A 22226-nucleotide genomic window follows, 5' to 3' on the forward strand; every position below is an offset into this window, starting at 1 on the left:
ATATTCTATCGGAAACCTGCCCGTCCCATTACCACATGAAAAAAAATTGTCGTATTTCTTTAATTATTCACAAATAATCGCTTGAATTGCAGATAATAATGTGCTATAATGTATGGAGATCATTGTATCGTCAGTGCATTTATATGCTCAGGCGCTCCCTCTCTCATATACAATGATCACGCGGCCTCTCAGAAAACTGCGGAGCGGCAGACGCTCCGAAATACATTTATAAGAAACACAAGAGGAGGATTTTTTATGAAAGCTATGAAAAAAGCACTGAAAACAGCAGCATTTATAACTGCATTTGCCCTTATGGGCGGACTGCCGCTGTCCATGAATGCGGGTTCATTCTCAGCAGCCCCCATGACAGCATATGCAGCCGATGATGACTACACCTATGGCTCAGACTCCAACTTCAACTACAGGAAGTTTTCGGATCACATCGAGATCTCAAGCGCCAAGTCCACAAAAGTATCGTCAGTGGAGATACCTTCTTCCATAGAAGGACTGCCTGTTACTTCCATTGGTATGTATGCATTCCAGCTCAGTGAGATGTCCACCCTGACTCTCCCCGATACGGTGACGGAGCTTGGTTTCTATACCTTCACCGACTGTAAGAACCTCAAATCCGTTACTCTCCCTGCCAACCTTGAGAAAATAGGCATACACGCCTTTGAGAACTGCACCTCACTTTCAGAGGTAAACTTCCCAGATCATCAGGTAAAGACCATGGACTATACCTTTGATAACACTCCGTGGCTGGACGCAAAGAGAAAGGAAGATCCCCTCGTTATCGTCAATAACGCAGTTATCGACGGCAGGACCTGCAAAGGCGATGTCACCGTTCCATCAAACGTCACATATGTTGCCTCGGGAGCATTCGCCAAGAACAAGGATCTCACATCTGTTGTATTCCCTGTAGGCGTCACCGAGATTACAGATAATGTATTCTGGTACTGCGACAACCTGAAATCAGCTGAGCTGAAGGGCGCAGAGACCATGGGCTTCGGAGTTTTCGCAGCCTGCAACAAGCTGACTGATCTGAAAATCTCAGGCAATCTCAAGAGCATTGACGGATATACTTTCACCGATAACACAGCTTCTGCAACTATTACTTTCTATGGCAGCGAGTCCAAGTGGAACAGCGTACAGAAGCCCTCAAACGATCAGTTCCTCCAGAGAGCGAGACTTATCTTTGACGAGAGCCACGTTGAGCCTCAGGATGTGGTCGGCGATATAAACAAGGACGGAGCTTTCAATGTATCCGATCTGGTATTATTGCAGAAGTGGCTCCTTGCCGTACCCGATACGCAGCTTGCCGACTGGAAGGCAGGAGATCTCTGCGAAGACGACATACTGGACGTATACGATCTGGTAAGCATGAGAAAAGCACTTATCGCAAAGAACTGATAAACGCCCGATTAATAAAAAAGCCCTCCGTACAGCCATATTACGGCATGGTACGGAGGCTTTTTTATCACAGACCAGGCAGTCTCACCACTCAATAACATATGTCAGAGCGCCGTTTTCGTCAGTAACCCCGGAAATACTGTATGGCACATTGTTTTCATCAGCGTATTCGGCAAAGCTCGGATTATCGTACAGATCATCGGCAAATCCGTCAACATCGGTCATTTCACCGGTCAACGGGTCGTATATCCTGTGACAGGGCTCATGTTTGCCTGTATCGCTTTGAACATGACTGATAAGATACACCTTTCCGTCACGCACCATTGTTGAACCGCCAAGAGGCTCGTTGTCAGGGTCAAGAGTCACTATCTCGTGAGCTTCACCGTCTATCAGATAGAAGCCGTGATACGAGCCCACCAGCAGCTTTCCGTCCATGATCGTCATAGCATAAAAATTGCGTAGAGGAGAATCGTCATCGTCCGCAAGAAATGTAAGCTCGCCTGTATTTCCGTTGAGACGATAGAACGAATACCCCTTATTAATTGTAAGGGATTCGCTTTTATAGCCGTATATGTCACCATAATATACGCATAGATATATCTCGTCAGAGTCTTTGTCTATCCACAGCGAATGAAGTATTCCGTTGACTTTCCCGCCGTTATCAATGATATCAGCGACTTTTTTCGGTATACTTTCAGCGTCCATGCTTCTGTACTTTTCAGGCACGGAGCGGTCGAAGGCTGAGGCAGCCACCTCTGCGCGGTGTTCATAAACCGCTGATGAAGCAGTTTCGGACGAGGTTGCAGAAGTGACCGCCGCAGCGGTCTCAGCAGCTGCCGTTGATGTCTCGGTAACGTCAGCCGTCTCAGCAGCTGCCGTCTCAGTCACAGCAGACGACGACTTTTCAGGATCTTTCGTATGATCGCTGCACCCTGCGGATAATACTGCCGCCAGAGCCGCTGCGGCAAATAGCATGATCCTTTTCATATTCCTACCTCCATGTTCCGTGAAAATCAAATCCAAATGAAAGCGGCTCAGAAAAAGAGCCGCTTTTATTATACATTATTGTCGTTGGCCGCATTACAGCCGGGACAGCGCTTATACTTTGAAGCATATGTTATTCCGCAGTAGGGACACACCACCGTTTTTGAAACATATCCCGTGATATTGTTCTTCTGTGAGCTGTACAGATCATTCATGCCGCTCTGAGGAGTATAGCTGTCATATGACCTTGGCTGATAGGTACCGACATCTACCGCAGAATTTCCCGCAGTACCCTCCTCGGGCGCAAGCACCGCGTTCCTGTATTTCAGATTGGGTATTCCCAGCATGAAGAAGGCATGAAACAGGACAAATCCAAGCATGAACAGAGGAGAAAAAAGCTCGCTCATATCAGGCTTCTTTGAGAAATGATCCGTCACATAACCGAAGGAGGTCTTCAGTGATTCATCGACCTTGTCCCCGCTCCAGAGCATATTATGGAACTGCTCGTTAAACATGGATGTGTATTTTTCCTTGAGAACAGAGTCGGTATCGTCGCCCTGCATACCCTCCCAGTACCAGTCGTTGAAATCGGGATTGGGATCTATGGGCTCAGAATAGACTATGAGCCAGTGCATCTCGTCATCGAACTCCTGAAGGTATCTGGAATAGGCATATTCTTCAAGAGAAAAGGAAGTGTCCCAGCTTTCGTTATATACCGTTACCACCGAGGGAGTTACACCTGTTTTCTTCATGAACCTCTCCAGCTCGGAGTACAGGGCGTCCTCATTGTCGATAACATCGGCCTCGTCCTTGATTATGATAGTATGGTCATAATTCTTCGGCACTATGGGAAGGGCTTCCTTGAACATAAAGAAGATAACGATCAGAAAGGGCAGGTAAAATATACCCACCAGAAGCCTCAGCGGATGGAATCCGGGCTTGAATTTATCGTCTGCGTAGAAGTATTTCGGTTCATTGTTTCTGTTGTAATAAACATATCTCCTTGAACCGTGAAAGTGAGTTCTGCTTATCCTGGGTCCGCTGCTGCCGTGTGAGCCGTGTGAACCTCCGTGAGAGCCTCCGCCGTGGGAGCCTCCTCCTGATGAATGTGGCATATATCATTCCCCCTGTATCATATTTATCGGAGCACCATCACATATTTTACCCCTTATGCAGCGCCTGCCGATACTGATATTATACATTATCCTGCTTTTTTTGTCAACAATCCGCCGATACCCCGATTACAAGCCCACTCCTGCGTAAACTATAATGAGAATAATTCTACATTGTCACGGCTGAAGGTCGGATAAGGTCCTCTCACCTTCGTAAAAGATACGTCCGATCGGCATAATGATCCGTACATATGCCGATTTTTCCGCAAGTATTGCTATCCATAAATAAATATGATATAATATAAAAAAAAAACTTTATTCTGCCATTCACACATTTTTGCTATCAGCTATAAAAAACATCGCAGCAGCAGTCTTACTTCAGAAAAAACGACCGTTTCAGTTCCTGACATATATATGATTTTTTTCAATGAGGAAAAAACTTATAAACAGGAGGAAAACATGAAAAAGCACTTTAAACTGAAGATCGCTGCGTGCTCGGTCTGTCTCGGCATGATAATGCAGACCGCCGCATACCTGCCTGCCGCAGCGGACGACAAGGGCGGCGTGACCCTCAACGAGATATGCGCCAAGAACACCGTTTACAAATCATCTGACGGCAATTGCTACGACTGGATAGAGCTCTACAATAACAGCGGCAGCGAAGCCGATATTTCGGGCTGGGGGCTCTCCGACAAGACCGATGCCCCCTATCTCTATGTATTCCCCGACGGAACGAAGATACCCTCCAAGGGCAGGCTCACTGTTTTCTGCGACAGCGACGCAGCAGCCGCCAACACAGCCATAGCTCCCTTCGGACTTTCCACCTCAGGCGAGACACTGCTCCTCACAGATAAGCAGGGCAATACAGTACATACCATCACCTTCGGTGCGCTGGCCTCCGACACCTCATACGGACAGTATCCCGACGGCAGCGGAGAGTTCTACACTCTCGGGTGTACTCCCGACGACGAGAACAAGGCTCCCGAAGGCAGCAATGCGGTTCATCAGCCGGTACTCTCACAGGAAAGCGGCTTCTACGGCGAAAGCTTCTCACTTACTATAACAGCCGACGAGGGCTGCAAGATATACTATACCACCGACGGCAGTGATCCCACGGCAGAGTCCGAGGAATACACCGCTCCCATTACCGTGGAGGATATGTCGGATACCGATAACCGCCTCAGCGCACGCACTGACATAGTTCCGGGAAATGCAGAGGCTCCCCGCAATAAGGTTGACAAGGCGGCTATAATCCGCGCAGTAGCTGTTGACAGCGAGGGACGTGTCAGTGAGCCTGTCACAGCCACATATTTCATAGGCAAGACCAATTCGGGCTACTACACAAGTATGAAGGTAGTCTCACTTGTGACCGATCCCGACAACCTTTTCGACTACGAAAAAGGCATCTACTGTCTCGGAAAGATATACGGCGGCAAGGAAGAGGAAAAGCCCAAAGAGGAAGACAAGCCCAAGGAAGAGGACAAGCCCGGGGAGGAAGAAAGACCCGGCGGCCCCGAGGGAGGTCCCGGAGAGCGCGAGGTACGTCACAGAGCCCCCAATAATCCATGGGAAATGCCTGCCAACTATACCCAGAGAGGCAGGGAGTGGGAGCGCGAGGCATCGTTCACCCTGTTCGAGGACGGCGAAAAGGTCCTGGAACAGAACGTGGGCATACGCATCAAGGGCAACTATTCCAGATGTCTCCCACAGAAAAGCTTTAATGTATACACCCGCCAGGATTACGGCACTCCCGAATTCCAGCACGATCTGTTCTCGGGCACGGCAGTAAAGGCAAAGAACGGTAAGGCAATCAAGAAGTATGACGGCGTAGTTCTCAGAAACGGCGGCAACGACAACACCTACGCCTTCTTCCGCGACAGCATAAATCAGGATCTCGTTGCAGACAGAGCCTTTGCTCATCAGGCAACAGAAGAGTGCATCGTATTCGTTGACGGCGAGTTCTGGGGTATTTACCAGATGCTTGAAAAGATAAATACAGGCTATCTCAACGCTCATTACGGCGTTAAAAAGAGCGATATCGCCATGATAAAGAACGGCGAGCTCGAGGACGGCACCGAAGAAGACCTCAATGACTGGAGCAAGCTCTGCAAGGGCGTTGCAGACGGCAGCATATCATATGAGGAGTTCTGCAATAAAGTGGATCTCCAGGGCTTCATGGACTATTTCGCAGCTCAGATCTACTGGGCAAATGCAGACTGGCCCCAGAGAAATTACTCCGTATGGCGCTCCGATGTCATCGACGAGGAAAATCCCTACGCAGACGGCAAGTGGAGAATGATACTCTTCGACACCGAGTCGGGTCAGGGACTCTACGGCAGCAGCGATAAGTCCGTTTCCGCCGACTGCTACAGACGTATCAGCAGCACCGACAGCGACATCGGAAAGATGTTCACCGCTCTCACAAAGAACGAGGAATTCAGGCTGGCCTTCTCAAGAACGATGATGGACCTTGCAAACTACAACTTTGCTCCCGAAAGGACAAAGGAAGTTATAAACGGCTACAAGAACAGCTACAAAGAACAGGTACTCGATACCTTCGAGCGTTTCCATTCAAACAGCCTTTCAGGGAATAACGGCGAAAGACGCTTTGAGGGAGAAATGTCCACCGTAACTAATTTCTACTCTCAGCGCTATACATATGCCGAGAAGACTACAAGATCAGCTATGAAGCTCAATACCGCTCCAAATAAGCTCACCGTAAAGAACAACGACGCTCAGGGCGGAATAAGGCTTAATACCCTTTCTCTCGGAAATGTCTCCCAGTGGAGCGGAAACTATCACTCCGACTATGATATAACGGTCTCTGTTCTTCCCAATGAGGGAAGCACCTTCTCCCACTGGATCATCAAGGGTGCGGAAATCACCGAGGGCAATGAGGAATCCACGGATATCAGCATCAGACTCAGCGCCGACGCAACGATAACCGCAGTCTACGGAACAGATATCCGCGGCGACGTCAATGCGGACGGAAGCTTCAATATCAGCGATCTGGTACTGCTCCAGAAATGGCTGACCGCAGACAGCGATGCAGAGCTTTCATGCTGGCAGAATGGCGATCTCAACAGCGACGAGGTAGTTGATGTATTCGATCTCATCGCAATGAGACGCGAGCTCCTTAATGCTGAAGAAAAGTAAATAAGACAACGCGGCCCGGAGATAACTCCGGGCCGTTTTTTTTGCACCATGACCGAAACGGTTCACCGAACCGCTGATAGTGGACTATCTCACGCTCGCGCAGGAAGCGAATGGGATCCCTGACGTCGGGATCGTCAGCCAGCCGCAGGATATTGTCATAGGTGGTACGCGCCTTCTGTTCCGCAGCCATATCCTCCTGTATATCCGTAAGAATATCGCCTTTGGACTGGAAATACGCGGCTGTAAATGGAGCTCCCGAGGCCGCAACGGGATAAATCCCCGTGGTATGGTCCACAAAATAGGTGTCAAAGCCGCTGGCCTTGATCTCCTCGATCGAGAGATCCTTTGTGAGCTGATAGAGTATAGCCGAGATCATCTCAAAGTGTGCCAGCTCCTCTGTACCGATATCCGTCAGGAGCCCTTTGACCTCGCCGTAGGGCATTGCATACCTCTGGTTGAGATAGCGCAGAGATGCCGAAAGCTCTCCGTCGGGACCTCCGAGCTGCGATATTATTACCTTAGCCAGCTTTGCATTGGGAGTCTTTATTTTCACGGGATACTGTAATTTCTTCTCATACTGCCACATAGTTTATCTCCTTTCCCAGGGCCACGGATCATCGACCCAAGTCCATCTGCGTGAATCACTGACCTGCTCGGGAGTGATCGGTCCGAACCGCCTTGTATATTCTTCGGCAGCATCACTGCGGAGCTCCTTGTACTTGCGGAACATAGCCAGAGCCCGACGGCAGTTCGGGTGGGTATCGAGATACAGATTAAGCTCCTTCAGGGTGAAGTCGTACTTCTTTATTTTGCCAAGGAGCATATTGCGTTCATTCACTTTCCGCCGCCTCCTTTCGCAAAGGGCAGATCAAGCTGAGGGAAGAGAGTCCCCCTGCTGAGCGCCTCGTCGTCGCCGTAGGTCTCGCCCCACTGCTGGAAGGGCACATATGCCATAGCAAGGGGAGTATTTTTCGGGAAACGCGGCATACTGTCGCCGTTCCCGTTTTTCATGTCCATATCAGGCATACTCATAGCAGCCTCACGCTCATGGAAGATCATATCCTCCACGTCGTCGAAAAGATCGAGTTTCATAAACGAGTCCTCCTTTCCTGTGCGGAGAACCTTGTGCGAAAGAGCTCTCCGCACGATTTATAATATGCAACATTGTGCGAAATTGACACAGAACCCACACTTTCCTCGGTTGACAGCCGCCGGTCATTGATGTATAATTGAAAAAAACACATTCACACAGAGGTACATATATGAATTACAGAGTAATAGACAAGGAACAATACTACAGAAAGGGCGTTTACCGCCACTTCACCAAGGACTGCAAGTGCTCCGTCTCCATGACCGCAAGGATAGACGTAACGGAGCTTGCCGCCTGTTCAAAGGAGCGGGGAACAAAATTCTACATTGATTTCCTTTATATACTTTCAAAGGTGCTAAACTCCCGTGACGACTATAAAATGGCCTATCTCCGGCAGACAGACGAGCTCATATGCTACGATACCATTAATCCCACACAGTATATATTCCACGAGGACACCGAGACCTGCACTCCCGTATACACCGTCTACAACGAGGACTACCACACATTCTGCAGCGGAGCTCTCGCCGATATAGAGCGTGCAGAGCAGACGCGGGAATACGGACTTGACTCCGCAGCACACCCAAACTGGTTCGACGCTTCCTATATTTCGTGGCTTTCCTATGATTCGCTGAATGTGGAGCTTCCCGACGGCTATCTCTACTTCCTGCCCATAGTGAACTGGGGCAGATACCGCGAGGAGAACGGACGGCTGCTCATGCCTGTGACTGTAAGGCTGAACCACGCTGTAGCAGACGGATTCCTCATAGCAAACGTGTTCAGGCTCCTTGAAAAGGAGATAAGAGAATTCTGCGGCTGAAAGGCGGTGCAAAATGGACAGCAGCGACATCGTTTCTGAGGCAGAGGAGATACTTTTCTCACCGCTTACCATAGGCGGCTACTATGTATCGGGTATAGTTTATTTTCTGCTTCCCGCGGCGGCTTTTCTTATAATGCGCAGATACGGCGCCGCAAGGCTCTATCCCGTTATAACAGGAGCTATAGTTTATTTTCTTTCCACAGGGCTGTGCGATATGAGCGTTATGCTCCTTCTGGCCTCGGCACCATATGAACGTAAGGCAGCCGCAGCGGTGGAGCTTGTGGGTTTTTTCGAGGAGACTGCCCGCTGGCTGGCCATGAAATACCCCATAACCGACATAAAAAAGCCCAATGCCGCCATATGCTACGGTATAGGCCACGGCGGTCTTGAGTGCTGGATACGGGGCATACAGAAGTTTCAGGTGGCAGGCTACGGACAAAAGCTGCGGAACGAGGGCATAGAGGCCTTTATTTCGGGAAAGTCCGCTGAAAAGGCCTCCGAGATAACGGAGCGTCTCCGCGGCTTTGCAGACAACGGCTTTTTCATGAGCCTTCTTGATTCCGTACACAGCGCCGCTGCCTTCGGGGTACACATTGCACTCTCCCTGCTGATCTTCCGTAAGGTCATAAAGGGAGATATGCAGAAGCGCTGGCTTGTACTGGCGATAGTTCTCCACGTCGGGCTCAACGAGACAGCAGGTATAGCGCAGTTCCTCGGCGGAGTTCTGGCCTCGGATATAGCGGGGATCATCTTCTGCGTCTTCATAATAGCGCTTGTATATAAGAAGACCGACGGCCGACAGGTCATAAACGACATTGTCTATCCAATAGAGCGAATATAAAAACAGCCCGTAAACAGCCGATATGACCGTTTACGGGCTTTAACATTTCTTATTTTACCGCACTGAATGCGCTGAAGCCGAGGAGAGTTGCCGCAGTGATTATGATAGCTGCAAGCACTACGCCGAGAGATACCGCAATGATACTCTTTTTGAAGTCAAGATCAAGGAGACTTGCGGCAAGAGTGCCTGTCCACGCGCCTGTACCGGGGAGAGGAATACCGACAAAGAGCAGGAGCGCCAGAAACATACCCTTGCCTGCCTTTGCCTGAAGCTTTTCACCGCCGTGCTGTCCCTTTTCGAGGCACCATGTGAAGAACTTGCCTATATACTTCTTATCCTTGCCCCATTCCAGTATCCTTCTTGCAAAGAAATATATGAAGGGAACAGGCAGCATATTGCCGATCATACAGATCGGAACAGCGTAATACCACTTCACGCCCATTCCCACGCCGAAAGGGATACCGCCTCTGAGCTCTACGATGGGCACCATGGATATAAGGAATGTAAGAATATACTTTAACATAAAAAAACTCGCTTTCATTAAAAATCACATACAGTTTATTATCTCATATAATCGGGAAATAGTCAAGCCCTTTTTCTATTTTTCTTCAGACAGTTGACGAAACCCGTATTTTACGCTATAATATTTGTAAATCAAAATTTGCAGAGTGCTTGCGGACAGCCAATGGCTGTCCCTGCAAATATCAGTTTAATTTACATAAAAACAAGGAATGATGATATGAAGACAAGAAATCTCGCGTCACTTGCCGCTACCATAGCAATGGCTGCATCATGTGTGTCCTGCTCCTCGTCGTCCGTAGGACAGGCCGACCTGAGCACCGCCGAAAGCACCACAGCAGCCGTCTCGCCCGAGACCTCCGCGGCAACCGAGGAAGCCACCACAGAGGCCGCAACTCAGCCCGTGACAGCGGCAGCTGCCGAAAAGGGCAGCTTCTATGACGCAAAGGGCAGGCTGCTCCTCTCAACAGGCGAGGACGGAAAGCGGAGAGTCTCCGCAGAGCCCTACGCCGTATCCTTTGCAAATATAATCACTCCCATGTCGGACGGCTATGATACAGCCTTTGACAAGATACTCACCACTCCCACAGCCGATGGTGCAGGCCAGTCCATAAAGCTCACCCTTGACGGCGACGTCCAGAACGAGATATACAGCTATATGGAGCAGAACAACATCGTGGGCTCCGTGGTATGTCTCCGCACGGACGGCTCCATAATGGCACAGGTGAACTATCCCTCCTACGACCCCAACGCCGTAGCAGACCAGAAGTACGACGAGGATCTTGCGTGGGGCGATGTGGGCAACAAGGCCTTCAGCAACTACGAGCCGGGCTCCTGCTTCAAGATAATGTCCGAGGTCATTGCCGACAAGCACGGTATATACTCCCTTTACGACGACGGCACATGGGAGGTAGGCGGAGTACCCATTGTAAACTGGGATCACGAGACCAACAAAGGCGGCTATCCCGTCCCCGACCGTACTCTCAGCTCCGCATTCGTCAATTCCAGCAACATCTTCTTTGCCAAGGCCTTTGAGGAGGTAGGCGCAGATGATGTACTGGCAGACCTCAGCTCTATCTTCCACTTCGGTGCAGACGACGATATACAGTGCGATTTCGGCTCTCTCAGCAACAATATCGAGATATACTGCCTGGACGACCTGCGCAGGAGCGCCTTCGGACAGTCCTATGTGCTCACCTGCCCCATATTCCTTGCAGCCCTTGGCCGTGAGGCTATATTCGGAGAAATGGTGACTCCCTTCGTCATGAAGGAGATCGTCTCCCCCGACGGAACACAGAAAATAGGCGAGGGCTCGGCGGCTCACGATGTCATAGCAGCCATTCCTCCCGATTACAGGCAGAACCTGCTGGACGGCATGACAGGTGTCGGCTCCGGACTGGGAGTACAGCTCCCCGCAGGCTACAGCTTCTACGCCAAGACAGGCACCGCCGAGGGCTGGAAGGGCGACTGTCTCTACATCACAGGCTGCGCAAAGAACAACAGCGACGACGGCTCAGCAGTATACGACAACTACGACAGCTACGGCGAAAACGGCTCCTATGTGGTGGTTATGCAGGTAATGAACCCCACGGATCACGGCTTTGAGTTCGCGGCACAGTCCGCAGGTCTCTACAGAGGCATAATGAACATTGTAGTGGGCAGATAAAAGTATTTATATCCCTTCCGGAAAGTCGGAAGGGATTTTTTTCTATTATTTTTTAAAACGTATTGACGAATACAGGAAAAAAATGTATAATTATAGTATAGCCGTTTATCAACGGGATGAAGGGCTTTACATATATACAGCAAGGGACGGTAATCATAATGATTTCGAGGGGAAAAAGACTTATCTCGCTGCTTGTTTCGGCAGCTGCGATAGTGTCGTTTCCGTCCTGTTCATCGGAAGTCGGACAGATAGAATTCCACAAGGACTCAGGCTCGGGTAATTCCGGAGCCGTCAATTCGGATACGCAGACTCCCGGTACCACAGCAGAAGAAACGACAACGATGACGACTACGACAGAACCCGTTTACAGGGGAAACATCTATGACACATACAATAACCTGATAACATACAGTACCTACGCCGAGGGCGGCGAGGAACAGCGCACCTACGGTCAGGGCTACAACTATTCGTTCGGAAACATAATAAGCGAGGCCTCCGCAGGCTTCGACGACGTTTTCAGCGATCTGCTCCGCACCAAAAATCCCACTCCCGTTACGGAGGCGAATAACGTCGGCCAGTCCATAAGGCTGACAATCGACGCAAATGTGCAGACAGCGCTCTGCTCGTATATGGCCAACATGGGCATGGCGGGCTCCATAGTGGTGCTCAGGACAGACGGCTCCATACTTGCCGAGGTCTCCTACCCCACCTACGACCCCGAGCTCTTCTACTCAGACCCCACATATGTGGAGGGACTCAGCAGCGGTACCATAGCCAATAAGGCATTCCAGAACGCCTCACCGGGCTCATGCTTCAAGATCATGTCAGAGGTCATCGCCGACAAGAACGGCATAACCACTCTCTGCGACGAAGGAACATGGGTGGACGACGGCGCCACCATAGTCAACTGGGATCACGAAACAGGCTGGTATCCCGTCCCCGAGAGGACGCTTTACTCCGCCTTTGTCAACTCCAGCAACATCTACTTCGCAAAGGTGTTCGACCAGCTGGGCACGGATACTGTACTTTCCGACCTGAACAATATATTCCACTTCTGCGATACCATACAGTGCGACTTCGGCCCCATCGAGAACAATATAGAGATATACTGCTCGGACGATCTCCGCAGGAGCGCCTTCGGACAGGCCTATGTACGCACCTGTCCCATATATCTGGCAGCTCTCGGCAGAGAAGCCATATTCGGTGATATGGTCAAGCCATTCGTGATACAGCAGGTAGTTGACACCACCGATCCGTATACGCAGGTGCTCCCGGGAAGCGCTCCATACGAGGTGCTGGGAAGCATACCCGAAAACTGCCGCCAGGGACTTCTTGACGGTATGACGGGCGTGGCAAACAATCTGGGACTGTACGTTCCGCCGAACTACGAGTTCTACGCCAAGACGGGCACAGCCGAGACAGGCGCGGGAGACTTCCTGTACATCACAGGCTGTCTGAAGAACGTCAGCGACAACACCGCACAGAAGCCTGTATACACCGATTACAACAACTATGGCAGCAACGGTTCATATATAATCGTAATGCAGCTCCAGAACCCCAATGACTTCGGCTTTGATTTTGCCAGCCAGACTGGCGGACTGTATCAGGGCATCATAGATACGGTGCTATCATACTGAGAAAACGGGCGGCAGTTATCTGCCGCTCTTATTTTATGCTTTACAAACCGCACGGGATGTAGTATAATATAATAGTAATCTTAATCAAACGGAGGAATTCATTATGTATATAACTTGTCTCGACCTTGAAGGAGTTCTCGTTCCCGAGATATGGATCGCATTTGCGGAAGCAAGCGGCATACCCGAGCTGAAAAAGACCACCCGTGACGAGCCCGACTACGATAAGCTCATGACCTGGCGTCTCGGAGTCCTGAAAGAGCACGGTCTCGGCCTTAAAGAGATACAGGAAACTATCGCAAAGATAGAGCCCATGGAAGGCGCAAAGGAGTTCCTTGACTCTCTCCGCGAGCTGGGACAGGTCATCATCATCAGCGATACATTCACACAGTTTGCCGCACCGCTTATGAAGAAGCTCGGCTGGCCCACCATATTCTGCAACTCCCTTGAGGTAGCAGACAACGGCGAGATCACAGGCTTCAGGATGCGCTGTGAGAAGTCCAAGCTCACCACTGTAAAGGCGCTCCAGTCCATAGGCTACGACACCATAGCCAGCGGCGACAGCTACAACGATCTGGGAATGATCGAGGCAAGCAAGGCAGGCTTCCTGTTCAGGAGCACCGAGCAGATCAAGAAGGATCACCCCGAGCTTCCCGCATTCGAGACATACGACAAGCTTCTTGAAGCTATAAAGAAGGCAATGGCTGACTGAACACAGACACGGGCAGTCTTATGAAATGGAGGTAATGTTATGAGCTATAGCTTCAACGCGGAAAAAGTAGCAAATGAAGTAGTTGAATGGGTACGCGACCTTTTCGAGAGGACAGCATCACCCACCACCAATGCAGTTATCGGCATATCAGGCGGAAAGGACAGCTCCGTAGCCGCAGCGGTATGCGTAAAGGCACTGGGCAGGGACAGAGTTATTGGCGTTCTCATGCCCCAGGGAGAGCAGGCAGACATCTCATTCAGCCATCTGCTGGTAGATACTCTGGGCATAAAGAGCTACACCATAAATATCGGCGACACTGTCAGCACCTTCATGAATGAGCTTGGCAAGCACATGGAGCCCTCGGAACAGGCAAGAGTGAATACACCTGCCCGTATCCGCATGACAACGCTCTATGCAGTTGCGGCCTGCAATAACGGCAGAGTTGTCAACACCTGCAACCTCTCGGAGGACTGGGTGGGCTACTCCACAAAATTCGGTGACGCAGCAGGCGACTTCTCTCCCCTGTCAGACCTTACAGTGACTGAGGTATTACAGGTAGGCGAGGTGCTGGGACTTCCCGACGAACTGGTACACAAGGTGCCTATCGACGGACTCTGCGGAAAGACCGACGAGGAGAACTTAGGCTTCACCTACGCTATGCTGGACAGATATATCCGCGGTGAGGACGACCTCAGCTCGGTACCCGAGATAAAGGAAAAGATAGACCGTCTCCACAGAGCTAACCTCCACAAGCTCCAGCTCATGCCAAAGTATGAGCTCAACAGGTAAAAAGCGCCCGTAAGCAGCCATACCGCCGCTTACGGGCTTTTTCATGTATAAAGAGCAGCAGCGTCCCCGTCTGTCACGGAAACGCTGCTGCTCATCTATCTGTGAGGTAGTTTTGAAAAAGGCAATATTAAAAACTTACTTCTGTTCTGTATTTTCTTCTGTTTTCTCTTCCTGTATATCTGTTCTGCCGTTTACCAGCTCGATGATCCTGTCGCCGTATGCAGCGCACTTATGCGAGTGAGTTACCTGAAGGATAGTGATGCCCTTCTGCTTGTTGATCTCGGAAAACAGCTTCATTATCTCAGCGCCTGCATTTGAGTCAAGGTTACCTGTAGGCTCGTCCGCAAGGATTATCTCGGGATTGCCGATGACAGCCCTTGCGATGGCAACTCTCTGCTGCTGACCGCCCGACAGCTCCGAGGGCTTGGACTTCCGCTTTTCCGTAAGTCCTGTTATGCGGAGTATCTCGTCCAGCTGCTCCTTCATTTCAGCCTTGCTCTTTCCCTTCACGCTTGAAGGCAGGAGGATATTGTCCTCCACGTTGAGATTCTGCACCAGATTGTAGAACTGGAAGATAAAGCCTATCTTGTCCAGTCTGAGAGCGGAGAGATCCTTCTCCTTCATCTTGCCGATATCCTGACCGCACACATTGATGGTGCCGTTGAAGTATCTGTCCAGACCGCCTATGAGGTACAGCAGAGTGGATTTACCGCTTCCCGAAGCGCCCATAAGGGACACGAACTCGCCCTTTTCAACGCTGAGGGACGCGCCCGACAGTACCTTTGTCATGCCCTCGCCCTTACCGAAGGCCTTATATACATTATTAACCTCTATTACATTAGCCATTGTACTTTCTCCTTTATTCGTATTTCAGCTGTGAAACAACGTCCATCTTCTTCAGCGCCCTTATGGGGAAAAGTGATACCAGAGCGAATATGCCCCAGAGGAATACCGCATAGATGATACACTTTACAACAGGTATGTGGAAGGGCATAACGTTTTCGGTTATATCCATCATTCGCATGAATAATACCGACATGAGCATTCCCACAGGGACTGCAAAAATCAGCGCATTGGCTGCGGAGAGCATATTTTCGAGGAGGAACACCTTTGAGAGCTTCTTGCGGGGCATGGCAACAGATGTCATTACCGCACATTCACGCTTTCTTCCCTCGAGACCGATGAGCTGGTTGCTTACAACACCGATGAAGGTAAGTCCGACGCCTATGAGTATAAGAAGATTGATTATCATGGTGATAGCAGCCCTCTGTACAGCGGACTGTATCTCGTACTCGCTTCTGGTCATGCTCATATCAACAAGTCCTGCGGAGTGATCCTGGATAGTCTTCTTGATGCCATTTGCGTCATCGCCCTTTACGAACAGGTACATGGGATAATCGCCGTATATCTCCTTGTATACATCCTGAGATATTGCTAAAGAGCTGCTGGAAGCGGTACCGTAGTCGATATCTATTTTTGATTTTATAGTAAATTCTTTCTCTATGGGGAGATAGCCCTCTGACAGGAATTTGATCTTTACCTTGTCGCCCACCTTCATACCGTACTTTCTCATGAGGAGACGGTTCATGCAGACCTCGTCCGCCGCGATATTGTTATCTCCGCCTTCAAAGACGTCAATAATATCGCTGCCGCCCTCCTGCCAGCCGTAAACGTAGGCATCGTTTTTCTTGCCGTTGAATTCCAGATTATCGGCGGTAAGATAGAACAGCTCCGTGTCGTCTACTCCGTCAAGCTGATCAACATATGACAGCATGGTGGATTTTGTGCCGCTCATAGAATTTATGACATCGCACTTGAATGCGGCATGAGAGTACATACCTGCCAGAGATGTAGAGAATATGTATATTACTATCGCCAGAGCTGCCGCTGTCATGCAGAGAACGGAACTTCCCACGGTACTCTTCTTTGCGCCTGCCTCAACGGCCGCAAGGTGAGCTATGGGCATATTCCTCTTTGCAAAGAACTTAGCCAGCAGCTTTGCGATACCGCGTGTAACGAAGTTGAAAAGGAGAGCCGCGCCTGCGATAATACATATGAACGACAGCATTGTCAGGTAGAAGCTGTCCCTGAAGAAGAATGTCACAACCGCAGCTGCCAGAAGTATAAGTCCGATGACGGTAGCTGCCCTGCTTGGCTTGTACTCTGTCTCCTTGGTGTTGAAGATGATATCTCTTATGGGCACTCTCAGCGCCTTTATGCTCTCCTTTACGGGACAGAGACACTCTATTATCATGGCGCCCAGGATAACTCCGATGAATACATGGATCCCCGGCTTAGGCACCTCGGGACGGATAGCGTCGGGAACGATAATGAGCGAATTGAACAGCGGCTCCTTGATGAGCAGATAAAGGAGTATTCCCAGAACGCTTCCTATGAGACCCAGTATGGCGTTTTCGATGACCAGTGCAAAGGTGGTCATTTTAGACGATACGCCCAGACTGCGGAAGGTTCCCACCACCGACATCTTGTCCGAGATCATACGCTCGGAAACAGACACGGTAACGAAGATAACAAGGAGCATACATATTGCAAAGAGTATCAGGAAAAGCCTGCTGACGGAATCTATAGCCGCCTGGATATCCTTCTCCTCAAGGTAGTTGGTTATCTCCGCAGTGGGATACTTTTCCTTGAAGAACTTCTCGGCGTCCTTGACCTGAGAATCGTCCTTAACGTCCACCATGGCCGTTTTGATCTCGGCATTGCCGCCCAGTGAGAGATCATTGAGATCCTCGATGCTGATAATGGCGATCTGACCCTGAGAAGCAAAGAGACCCTGCTCCTTTTCAAGGCTTGAGATGGTGAACTCAACGGGTATATCCCTGTCGCCGTGGAAAACTATCTTGTCTCCCACCTTATATCCGAATTCCTCGGCAAAGGACTCGGCAACGGCAGTTTTCTTATCGCCGATCTCCAGGTCCTTGCGGATAACGTTCATTTTAACTGCCGAGTCCTTGTCCAGAGCATAGATCACCAGACTGCCGCGGTTCACAAATGCGTAGTCCGAATCCAGATGTCTGTCAAAGCTGCAGCTGAGAAAGCCCATTTTCAGCACCGTACATTCGGGAGCTCCCTCGGCGAAGCTGTCGTCAATGGGACTCTTTGTCTCGATCATGAGCTCGCTCGAACCCGAAACGCTTGAGAACAGACCTCTCAGCATGATATTGAGAGAGCCACCCGTATCGAAACAGAGCATAGCCGAGAAGCTGCACACTATTATACACAGCAGAAGAAGCAGCGTTCTGAGCTTATGCGCAAGAATATCTTTAAGTGTATGTTTGAATATCAGTCTCATAGCTTACCACCTGCTTACCCTTTCCTCGGGAGCAACATACATACCGTCGCCCTCCTTCAGATCATATACCTCATTGAACTTCTTGTTTGAGGCAAGCACGGCGTTCACTCGTACCTTTCCGGGGCTGTGTTCATCAAGCTTCAGCTGCTCTACTGCGGCAGAATCCACAGACAGCTCACCCCATAACTCCGCATAGCTCCTGAAGAGCTTTTCCAGCTCGGTCTTGTCGTCGATTATATTGGTAACGCATTCCAGAGCGCTGAGGTCGGCGTAATTCTCACCGTTTGTGAGCTCACCGTCAACGTGGAACACCTCCATGATAGTGTAATTGCTATAGTAATCCGAAAGTGCGTTGGCACGCTCCTCCAGTACCTTCTTGTCGGCCTCGCTTATCCAGTCCGGATCAATGACGCCGTTCTCATTGTACTTTATGCAGTTTGAGTCAAAAGCATGGCCTATCTCATGTCCCACGATGGTACCCAGAGCGCCCAGGTTCTCGGCGTCGCTTCTTTGGGGATCGAAGAAAGGCGGCTGCAATATGGCAACGGTTATATTAATGGAATTACAGGGCAGATACTGAGCGTTCACCTCTGTGGAGAGCATCATGGGCTTTTCTCTGTCCACAGCGGAATTCAGCATATCTATCTGCTTTCTTACGCTGTCTTTTCTGAGGTTCTTTATGGTCTCAAAGGCGTCCCTGCCAACCAGCTCTGCGTCCCTGGGATCCACCTTATGGAATTCGCCTGTAGTGACGAGAAGGATATTGTCCAGCTTCTTCCTCAGCGACTTTCTTGTACCGTCAGTGAGCCAGTCGGCATTGTCTATGAGTTCCTCGTAGCTGCCGATGATCTCATCGAACATATGATGTATGCTCTTATCCAGCTCTGGAGTGTAGTATCTCTGGGAATATACCTCGGCAATACGGTCGCTGAGCAGCATCGAGACCACTCCGGCTGCCTGTTTATCCTCGGCCTCCTTGCTCTCGGGGTTATATTCCGCGAGGATATCATTGCTCTCGCGGATATATCCGCCGTTATCCGAAAGATAGCTTGTGAACACAAAGGTCTTCCACTTTTCCAGATTATCCTCTGTCATCAGCTCGTTTATTTTCCTGAGCTGATCGGTGTCAAGGACTATTATGGAAGCCGTGCTGCCGTCAGTATCACCGAAGAAGTTCCCGACCAGATCCCCGTCATAGTTGCTCATTATCTCATTCAGCTCATCGCAGGTGAACTTGCGCTCTTCCACGAACTTCGAGGTATCCATGGACATCTTCTTATTGATCTCCTGGTCTGTATGATTGGCTATGTCATAGGCAAGATATACCATCTGTCTGCCCTTTTCATCGGCAGTGTCGTAATCATCCCCCATAACTCTGTGCATATCCCTTGCAATGTCGTTAGCGGAGGAGCAGTTCTGTATGTTATCGGAAATATCCTTTAGCGAAGCTCCCAGGAAGCTCTCCGCGGGCATGATATAGAGTGCATACTTTGTACCGTCGGAGTAGTCGTTCGTAACATTGAACGAGAAAACCGATGAAGCTGCACCGCTGCGCACCAGCTCGCCCCAGATATCAAAGAGCTCATTTATGCTTCCCGCTGCAAGTATCCTGTTGCAGTTCCCCATTATTTCCTTTTCTGCTGTTCCGTCGTCCTTATATTCAAGCACCTGCCTGTAGACGTCATGGATAAGCTGTTCATTGCTTCCCGGGGCAAATTTTGTATTATCCCCGCCTATTTCCAACACGATATCCTCTACGGGATCATTCTCGCTTTCAAAGTGTGAGGCAGAGTATTCACCGTAGGGTATCTCCGTATTGAGAAGAGCCTGTCTGTTGACATAGCCGTAGAAATCGTCCTGCGGCCTGATGTCGCTCTTGTCCTCTGCCTTCTCCCCGTCGGCAGAGCCGTCCTTTTCCCCGTTCTCACCGGCGGTCGCCTTGCTGTCGGTGTCCGATTTGTCCTTGGAATTCATCGAACAGCCCGCAGCGCCTGCCGTAAGCATGGCAGCCATCACCAGAGCGAGGAGCTTCCTGTGTTTCTGCATGGTAATCCTCCAATAATTTTACTCTCTGAACAACAGAGCGATAGATTTATACATCATCTTCGGCAGGCATATATCCTTTCGGCTGATATAGTCTCACCTCAGATGTATATATACATTATACACATTAATCACAACTTTGTCAATACCCTGACAAATATATTTTTAAATTTTTCCATTTCACCGTATTACGGTATAATTCTACAATAACAACCTGTATTTCAGCTTCGTGTAACCTTAAGATTTCTTCAGCTTCATCTTAAATATCATTAAGAACAGCAAAAAAGCCGCAGAGAAGAACGCTCCCCTGCGGCTGCTGCGCCTTGCGGATATTCAGGATATCAGATACTGCACTCCCAGCAGGAGTCCCAGCAGACCGAAGTTTATGACAGTGAACACAAGGAAATACCTGCCTGTCTGAGCGCCCTCGTCCTTACGGTAGAGCTGGAAGGAAATCAGGCTTGCCAGTGAAGCGATAAGCGTACCGAATCCGCCTATGTCCACACCCAGAAGCAGCTGAGTGCCCTTGTCCGTAAACTCCGCCAGCATCACCGCCGCAGGCACATTGCTTATGACCTGAGACAGCAGAGCCGATACGATGAGCTCTCTCCCGTCAAGTATGCCTGAGAAGAAATCGCTGACCGCGTCTATGCGTGCGATATTCCCCACGAACACGAAGAAGCACACGAATGTGGCAAGGAGAGCATAGTCCACCTTTGCAAACAGCTTAACATCGCACACCGCGACAGCTGCCAGCGCACCGATAAGGCATACCCAGTCGGGCACCAGCCTGAATACGGCGGCGATACACAGCAGGAAAAGTCCCGTGTATACTCCTGTTTTCAGCCTGGGCAGCTTTTCGCCGCCGCCCTTTGGTGCCTCGCAGGCATTTCGCGGCAGCAGCAGGGTCAGCAGCATCACCGCCGCCAGTCCAACAGTCCCCACGGGCAGCATGGTTTTCAGGAATGTCAGGGCAGACAGTCCGTACTTGTCATACAGGAAAAGATTCTGAGGATTTCCCACAGGAGTCATCATGCTTCCCAGATTGGCCGCGGCAGATTCCAGCACCACAGTGAGGATAAGGCTGCGGCTGTCGCCTATACTGCGGAAAATGAGCAGGGTCAGCGGCACGAATGTGATCAGGGCCACATCGTTGGTGACCAGCATGGCGCTGAAAAAGCAGATGAGCACCAGCACAGCTACCAGACGTCTTACCGTACCTGTCCTGCGGAGTATCATTCTTGTGGCAGCATCGAAAATACCCACGCTGCGCAGTCCGGCCACTGCCGCCATAAGGGCGAAGAGCTCGATGAGCACCGTCCTGTTGCAGTAGCCTATGTACTCCCTGTCGGGAGGCACTATAAAAACAGTGACGACAGCCAGCACGAATGCTGCCGCCAGCACAGGCTGAGCCTTGATGAATTTCCACAGTCTGCTCATTCTGTCACCACTGATATATGTCTCGTATTATTCATATTATCTTCCTTTCGCATATACTGCAAAAAGATTATACCACCTTTTCGCCCGAACGTCAAATCCATACGCACATAAAAACACCCCGCCCATTATTACGGACGGGGGTAATGCAGTATTCGTTTTTATGAAGCCATATTTTTGCCGACGGAGCTGAGTGTTGCCCTTATCTTCTGCCATCTTTCGTTATTGAGCTCGCCGCGCAGATTGAACTTATACACCTTGTCATCGTGAGTGACCTTTACTGATATAAGGTGATCGCAGCCCATGAAGGCAAATCTGCCTATCTCCTTGAGACTTGACGGGATAGTAAGGTCGCTGAGACTGCGGCAGCCTCTGAAAGCATACCAGCCCACTCTGACCGTACCTTCGGGGAGTGCGATACATCTGAGGTTCTCGCAGCCGCTGAATGCCGTGTCGGATATGACCTGAACGGTATCGGGCACAAGGATCCTCACAAGATTGGTACAGTCGCAGAAAGCACCCTCGTCGATGATCCCCACGTTATCGGGAATAAAGATCTCGGACACGCCCTGCTCGTCCTTGTACCTTTTGAGTACGCCTCTCTTGATCTTATAATTCATTAAAAATTCTCCTTATCGAACAAACATCGATCCATATCCCCTGAGCCTTTTGCTCATTTATATTGTAGCACAAAAACGAT

At 50.1% G+C, this 22226-nt stretch carries 19 protein-coding genes; 8 read left to right on the forward strand and 11 right to left on the reverse strand.

Features of this window, described 5'->3' with window-relative positions; genetic code table 11:
• The first annotated feature begins 255 nt into the window (after positions 1 to 255).
• Positions 256 to 1410, forward strand: coding sequence for a leucine-rich repeat protein (locus Q0Y65_RS03135; protein WP_297956853.1), 1155 nt, complete (start codon positions 256 to 258; stop codon positions 1408 to 1410).
• An 84-nt stretch (positions 1411 to 1494) separates the two neighbouring features.
• Here the strand turns inward: Q0Y65_RS03135 and Q0Y65_RS03140 are convergent, their stop codons facing one another.
• Together Q0Y65_RS03140 and Q0Y65_RS03145 are read right to left on the reverse strand one after the other, a co-directional pair.
• Positions 1495 to 2397: a hypothetical protein gene (locus Q0Y65_RS03140; RefSeq protein ID WP_297956856.1), complete on the reverse strand. Its 903-nt coding sequence runs from the start codon at positions 2395 to 2397 to the stop codon at positions 1495 to 1497.
• 68 nt (positions 2398 to 2465) lie between these two features.
• On the reverse strand, positions 2466 to 3509 hold the full coding sequence (locus tag Q0Y65_RS03145; RefSeq protein WP_297956858.1) for a hypothetical protein: 1044 nt from the start codon (positions 3507 to 3509) through the stop codon (positions 2466 to 2468).
• Positions 3510 to 3965: 456 nt separating this feature from the next.
• On the opposite strand from Q0Y65_RS03145, the gene Q0Y65_RS03150 reads away from it, so the two are divergent.
• A complete protein-coding gene (locus Q0Y65_RS03150; RefSeq protein ID WP_297956860.1) occupies positions 3966 to 6662 on the forward strand; it encodes a CotH kinase family protein in 2697 nt (898 codons plus the stop codon).
• Here Q0Y65_RS03150 and Q0Y65_RS03155 read toward each other — a convergent pair.
• From Q0Y65_RS03155 to Q0Y65_RS03165, 3 genes are read right to left on the reverse strand one after another with little or no spacing between them, the layout of a single operon-like run.
• Entirely contained in the window at positions 6643 to 7248 is a 606-nt protein-coding gene (locus Q0Y65_RS03155; protein WP_297956862.1) for a manganese catalase family protein, read from the reverse strand. The two genes, Q0Y65_RS03150 and Q0Y65_RS03155, sit on opposite strands and share 20 nt — an antisense overlap.
• 3 nt (positions 7249 to 7251) lie before the next feature.
• Entirely contained in the window at positions 7252 to 7500 is a 249-nt protein-coding gene (locus tag Q0Y65_RS03160; protein ID WP_297956864.1) for a spore coat protein CotJB, read from the reverse strand.
• On the reverse strand, positions 7497 to 7754 hold the full coding sequence (locus Q0Y65_RS03165) for a spore coat associated protein CotJA (protein WP_297956866.1): 258 nt from the start codon (positions 7752 to 7754) through the stop codon (positions 7497 to 7499). Before Q0Y65_RS03165 ends, Q0Y65_RS03160 begins: the two co-directional genes overlap by 4 nt.
• Positions 7755 to 7924: 170 nt before the next feature.
• Here Q0Y65_RS03165 and Q0Y65_RS03170 point away from each other — a divergent pair, with 170 nt between their 5' ends.
• Together Q0Y65_RS03170 and Q0Y65_RS03175 are read left to right on the forward strand one after the other, a co-directional pair.
• Positions 7925 to 8572 (forward strand): CatA-like O-acetyltransferase, family 3, encoded by a 648-nt coding sequence (locus tag Q0Y65_RS03170; RefSeq protein ID WP_297956868.1) that lies wholly within the window; start codon positions 7925 to 7927, stop codon positions 8570 to 8572.
• A gap of 13 nt (positions 8573 to 8585) precedes the next feature.
• Positions 8586 to 9413 (forward strand): YhfC family glutamic-type intramembrane protease, encoded by an 828-nt coding sequence (locus Q0Y65_RS03175; RefSeq protein WP_297956870.1) that lies wholly within the window; start codon positions 8586 to 8588, stop codon positions 9411 to 9413.
• 49 nt (positions 9414 to 9462) lie between these two features.
• Here the strand turns inward: Q0Y65_RS03175 and Q0Y65_RS03180 are convergent, their stop codons facing one another.
• Entirely contained in the window at positions 9463 to 9936 is a 474-nt protein-coding gene (locus tag Q0Y65_RS03180; protein ID WP_297956872.1) for a small multi-drug export protein, read from the reverse strand.
• A 216-nt stretch (positions 9937 to 10152) separates the two neighbouring features.
• Here Q0Y65_RS03180 and Q0Y65_RS03185 point away from each other — a divergent pair, with 216 nt between their 5' ends.
• The 4 genes from Q0Y65_RS03185 to nadE all read left to right on the forward strand — a co-directional run bounded on the left by Q0Y65_RS03185 (position 10153) and on the right by nadE (position 14733).
• On the forward strand, positions 10153 to 11598 hold the full coding sequence (locus Q0Y65_RS03185) for a penicillin-binding transpeptidase domain-containing protein (RefSeq protein ID WP_297956875.1): 1446 nt from the start codon (positions 10153 to 10155) through the stop codon (positions 11596 to 11598).
• Positions 11599 to 11756: 158 nt separating this feature from the next.
• A complete protein-coding gene (locus Q0Y65_RS03190; protein WP_297956878.1) occupies positions 11757 to 13235 on the forward strand; it encodes a penicillin-binding transpeptidase domain-containing protein in 1479 nt (492 codons plus the stop codon).
• Positions 13236 to 13338: 103 nt separating this feature from the next.
• Positions 13339 to 13944, forward strand: a complete 606-nt coding sequence (gene thrH / locus Q0Y65_RS03195; RefSeq protein ID WP_297956881.1) for a bifunctional phosphoserine phosphatase/homoserine phosphotransferase ThrH — start codon at positions 13339 to 13341, stop codon at positions 13942 to 13944.
• 39 nt (positions 13945 to 13983) lie between these two features.
• Complete coding sequence (gene nadE, locus Q0Y65_RS03200) at positions 13984 to 14733, forward strand: NAD(+) synthase (RefSeq protein WP_297956884.1); 750 nt, start codon at positions 13984 to 13986, stop codon at positions 14731 to 14733.
• A 135-nt stretch (positions 14734 to 14868) separates the two neighbouring features.
• On the opposite strand, the gene Q0Y65_RS03205 is transcribed toward nadE, so the two are convergent.
• From Q0Y65_RS03205 to Q0Y65_RS03225, 5 genes are all read right to left on the reverse strand, one after another.
• Positions 14869 to 15579, reverse strand: a complete 711-nt coding sequence (locus Q0Y65_RS03205) for an ABC transporter ATP-binding protein (protein WP_297956887.1) — start codon at positions 15577 to 15579, stop codon at positions 14869 to 14871.
• 13 nt (positions 15580 to 15592) lie between these two features.
• A complete protein-coding gene (locus Q0Y65_RS03210) occupies positions 15593 to 18046 on the reverse strand; it encodes an ABC transporter permease (protein ID WP_297956889.1) in 2454 nt (817 codons plus the stop codon).
• 3 nt (positions 18047 to 18049) lie between these two features.
• Entirely contained in the window at positions 18050 to 20092 is a 2043-nt protein-coding gene (locus Q0Y65_RS03215) for a M13 family metallopeptidase (RefSeq protein ID WP_297956891.1), read from the reverse strand.
• A gap of 330 nt (positions 20093 to 20422) precedes the next feature.
• Complete coding sequence (locus Q0Y65_RS03220; protein WP_297956894.1) at positions 20423 to 21529, reverse strand: SLC13 family permease; 1107 nt, start codon at positions 21527 to 21529, stop codon at positions 20423 to 20425.
• 158 nt (positions 21530 to 21687) lie between these two features.
• A complete protein-coding gene (locus Q0Y65_RS03225) occupies positions 21688 to 22146 on the reverse strand; it encodes a leucine-rich repeat domain-containing protein (protein ID WP_297956897.1) in 459 nt (152 codons plus the stop codon).
• Between the last annotated feature and the right edge of the window lie 80 nt (positions 22147 to 22226).

Origin of the sequence: uncultured Ruminococcus sp. (genome assembly GCF_947301925.1) — a bacterium.
In the GTDB taxonomy this organism is placed as follows: Bacteria; Bacillota; Clostridia; order Oscillospirales; family Ruminococcaceae; genus Ruminococcus.

What these genes read in the sequence shown, in the direction of transcription:
- Q0Y65_RS03140 (WP_297956856.1), bottom strand. Translation starts at nt 2,397, where the DNA reads ATGAAAAGGATCATGCTATTTGCCGCAGCGGCTCTGGCGGCAGTATTA.
- thrH (WP_297956881.1), top strand. Translation starts at nt 13,339, where the DNA reads ATGTATATAACTTGTCTCGACCTTGAAGGAGTTCTCGTTCCCGAGATA.
- Q0Y65_RS03155 (WP_297956862.1), bottom strand. Translation starts at nt 7,248, where the DNA reads ATGTGGCAGTATGAGAAGAAATTACAGTATCCCGTGAAAATAAAGACT.
- Q0Y65_RS03170 (WP_297956868.1), top strand. Translation starts at nt 7,925, where the DNA reads ATGAATTACAGAGTAATAGACAAGGAACAATACTACAGAAAGGGCGTT.
- Q0Y65_RS03210 (WP_297956889.1), bottom strand. Translation starts at nt 18,046, where the DNA reads ATGAGACTGATATTCAAACATACACTTAAAGATATTCTTGCGCATAAG.
- Q0Y65_RS03205 (WP_297956887.1), bottom strand. Translation starts at nt 15,579, where the DNA reads ATGGCTAATGTAATAGAGGTTAATAATGTATATAAGGCCTTCGGTAAG.
- Q0Y65_RS03225 (WP_297956897.1), bottom strand. Translation starts at nt 22,146, where the DNA reads ATGAATTATAAGATCAAGAGAGGCGTACTCAAAAGGTACAAGGACGAG.
- Q0Y65_RS03220 (WP_297956894.1), bottom strand. Translation starts at nt 21,529, where the DNA reads ATGAGCAGACTGTGGAAATTCATCAAGGCTCAGCCTGTGCTGGCGGCA.
- Q0Y65_RS03215 (WP_297956891.1), bottom strand. Translation starts at nt 20,092, where the DNA reads ATGCAGAAACACAGGAAGCTCCTCGCTCTGGTGATGGCTGCCATGCTT.
- Q0Y65_RS03165 (WP_297956866.1), bottom strand. Translation starts at nt 7,754, where the DNA reads ATGAAACTCGATCTTTTCGACGACGTGGAGGATATGATCTTCCATGAG.
- Q0Y65_RS03175 (WP_297956870.1), top strand. Translation starts at nt 8,586, where the DNA reads ATGGACAGCAGCGACATCGTTTCTGAGGCAGAGGAGATACTTTTCTCA.
- Q0Y65_RS03190 (WP_297956878.1), top strand. Translation starts at nt 11,757, where the DNA reads ATGATTTCGAGGGGAAAAAGACTTATCTCGCTGCTTGTTTCGGCAGCT.
- Q0Y65_RS03145 (WP_297956858.1), bottom strand. Translation starts at nt 3,509, where the DNA reads ATGCCACATTCATCAGGAGGAGGCTCCCACGGCGGAGGCTCTCACGGA.
- nadE (WP_297956884.1), top strand. Translation starts at nt 13,984, where the DNA reads ATGAGCTATAGCTTCAACGCGGAAAAAGTAGCAAATGAAGTAGTTGAA.
- Q0Y65_RS03150 (WP_297956860.1), top strand. Translation starts at nt 3,966, where the DNA reads ATGAAAAAGCACTTTAAACTGAAGATCGCTGCGTGCTCGGTCTGTCTC.
- Q0Y65_RS03180 (WP_297956872.1), bottom strand. Translation starts at nt 9,936, where the DNA reads ATGTTAAAGTATATTCTTACATTCCTTATATCCATGGTGCCCATCGTA.
- Q0Y65_RS03135 (WP_297956853.1), top strand. Translation starts at nt 256, where the DNA reads ATGAAAGCTATGAAAAAAGCACTGAAAACAGCAGCATTTATAACTGCA.
- Q0Y65_RS03185 (WP_297956875.1), top strand. Translation starts at nt 10,153, where the DNA reads ATGAAGACAAGAAATCTCGCGTCACTTGCCGCTACCATAGCAATGGCT.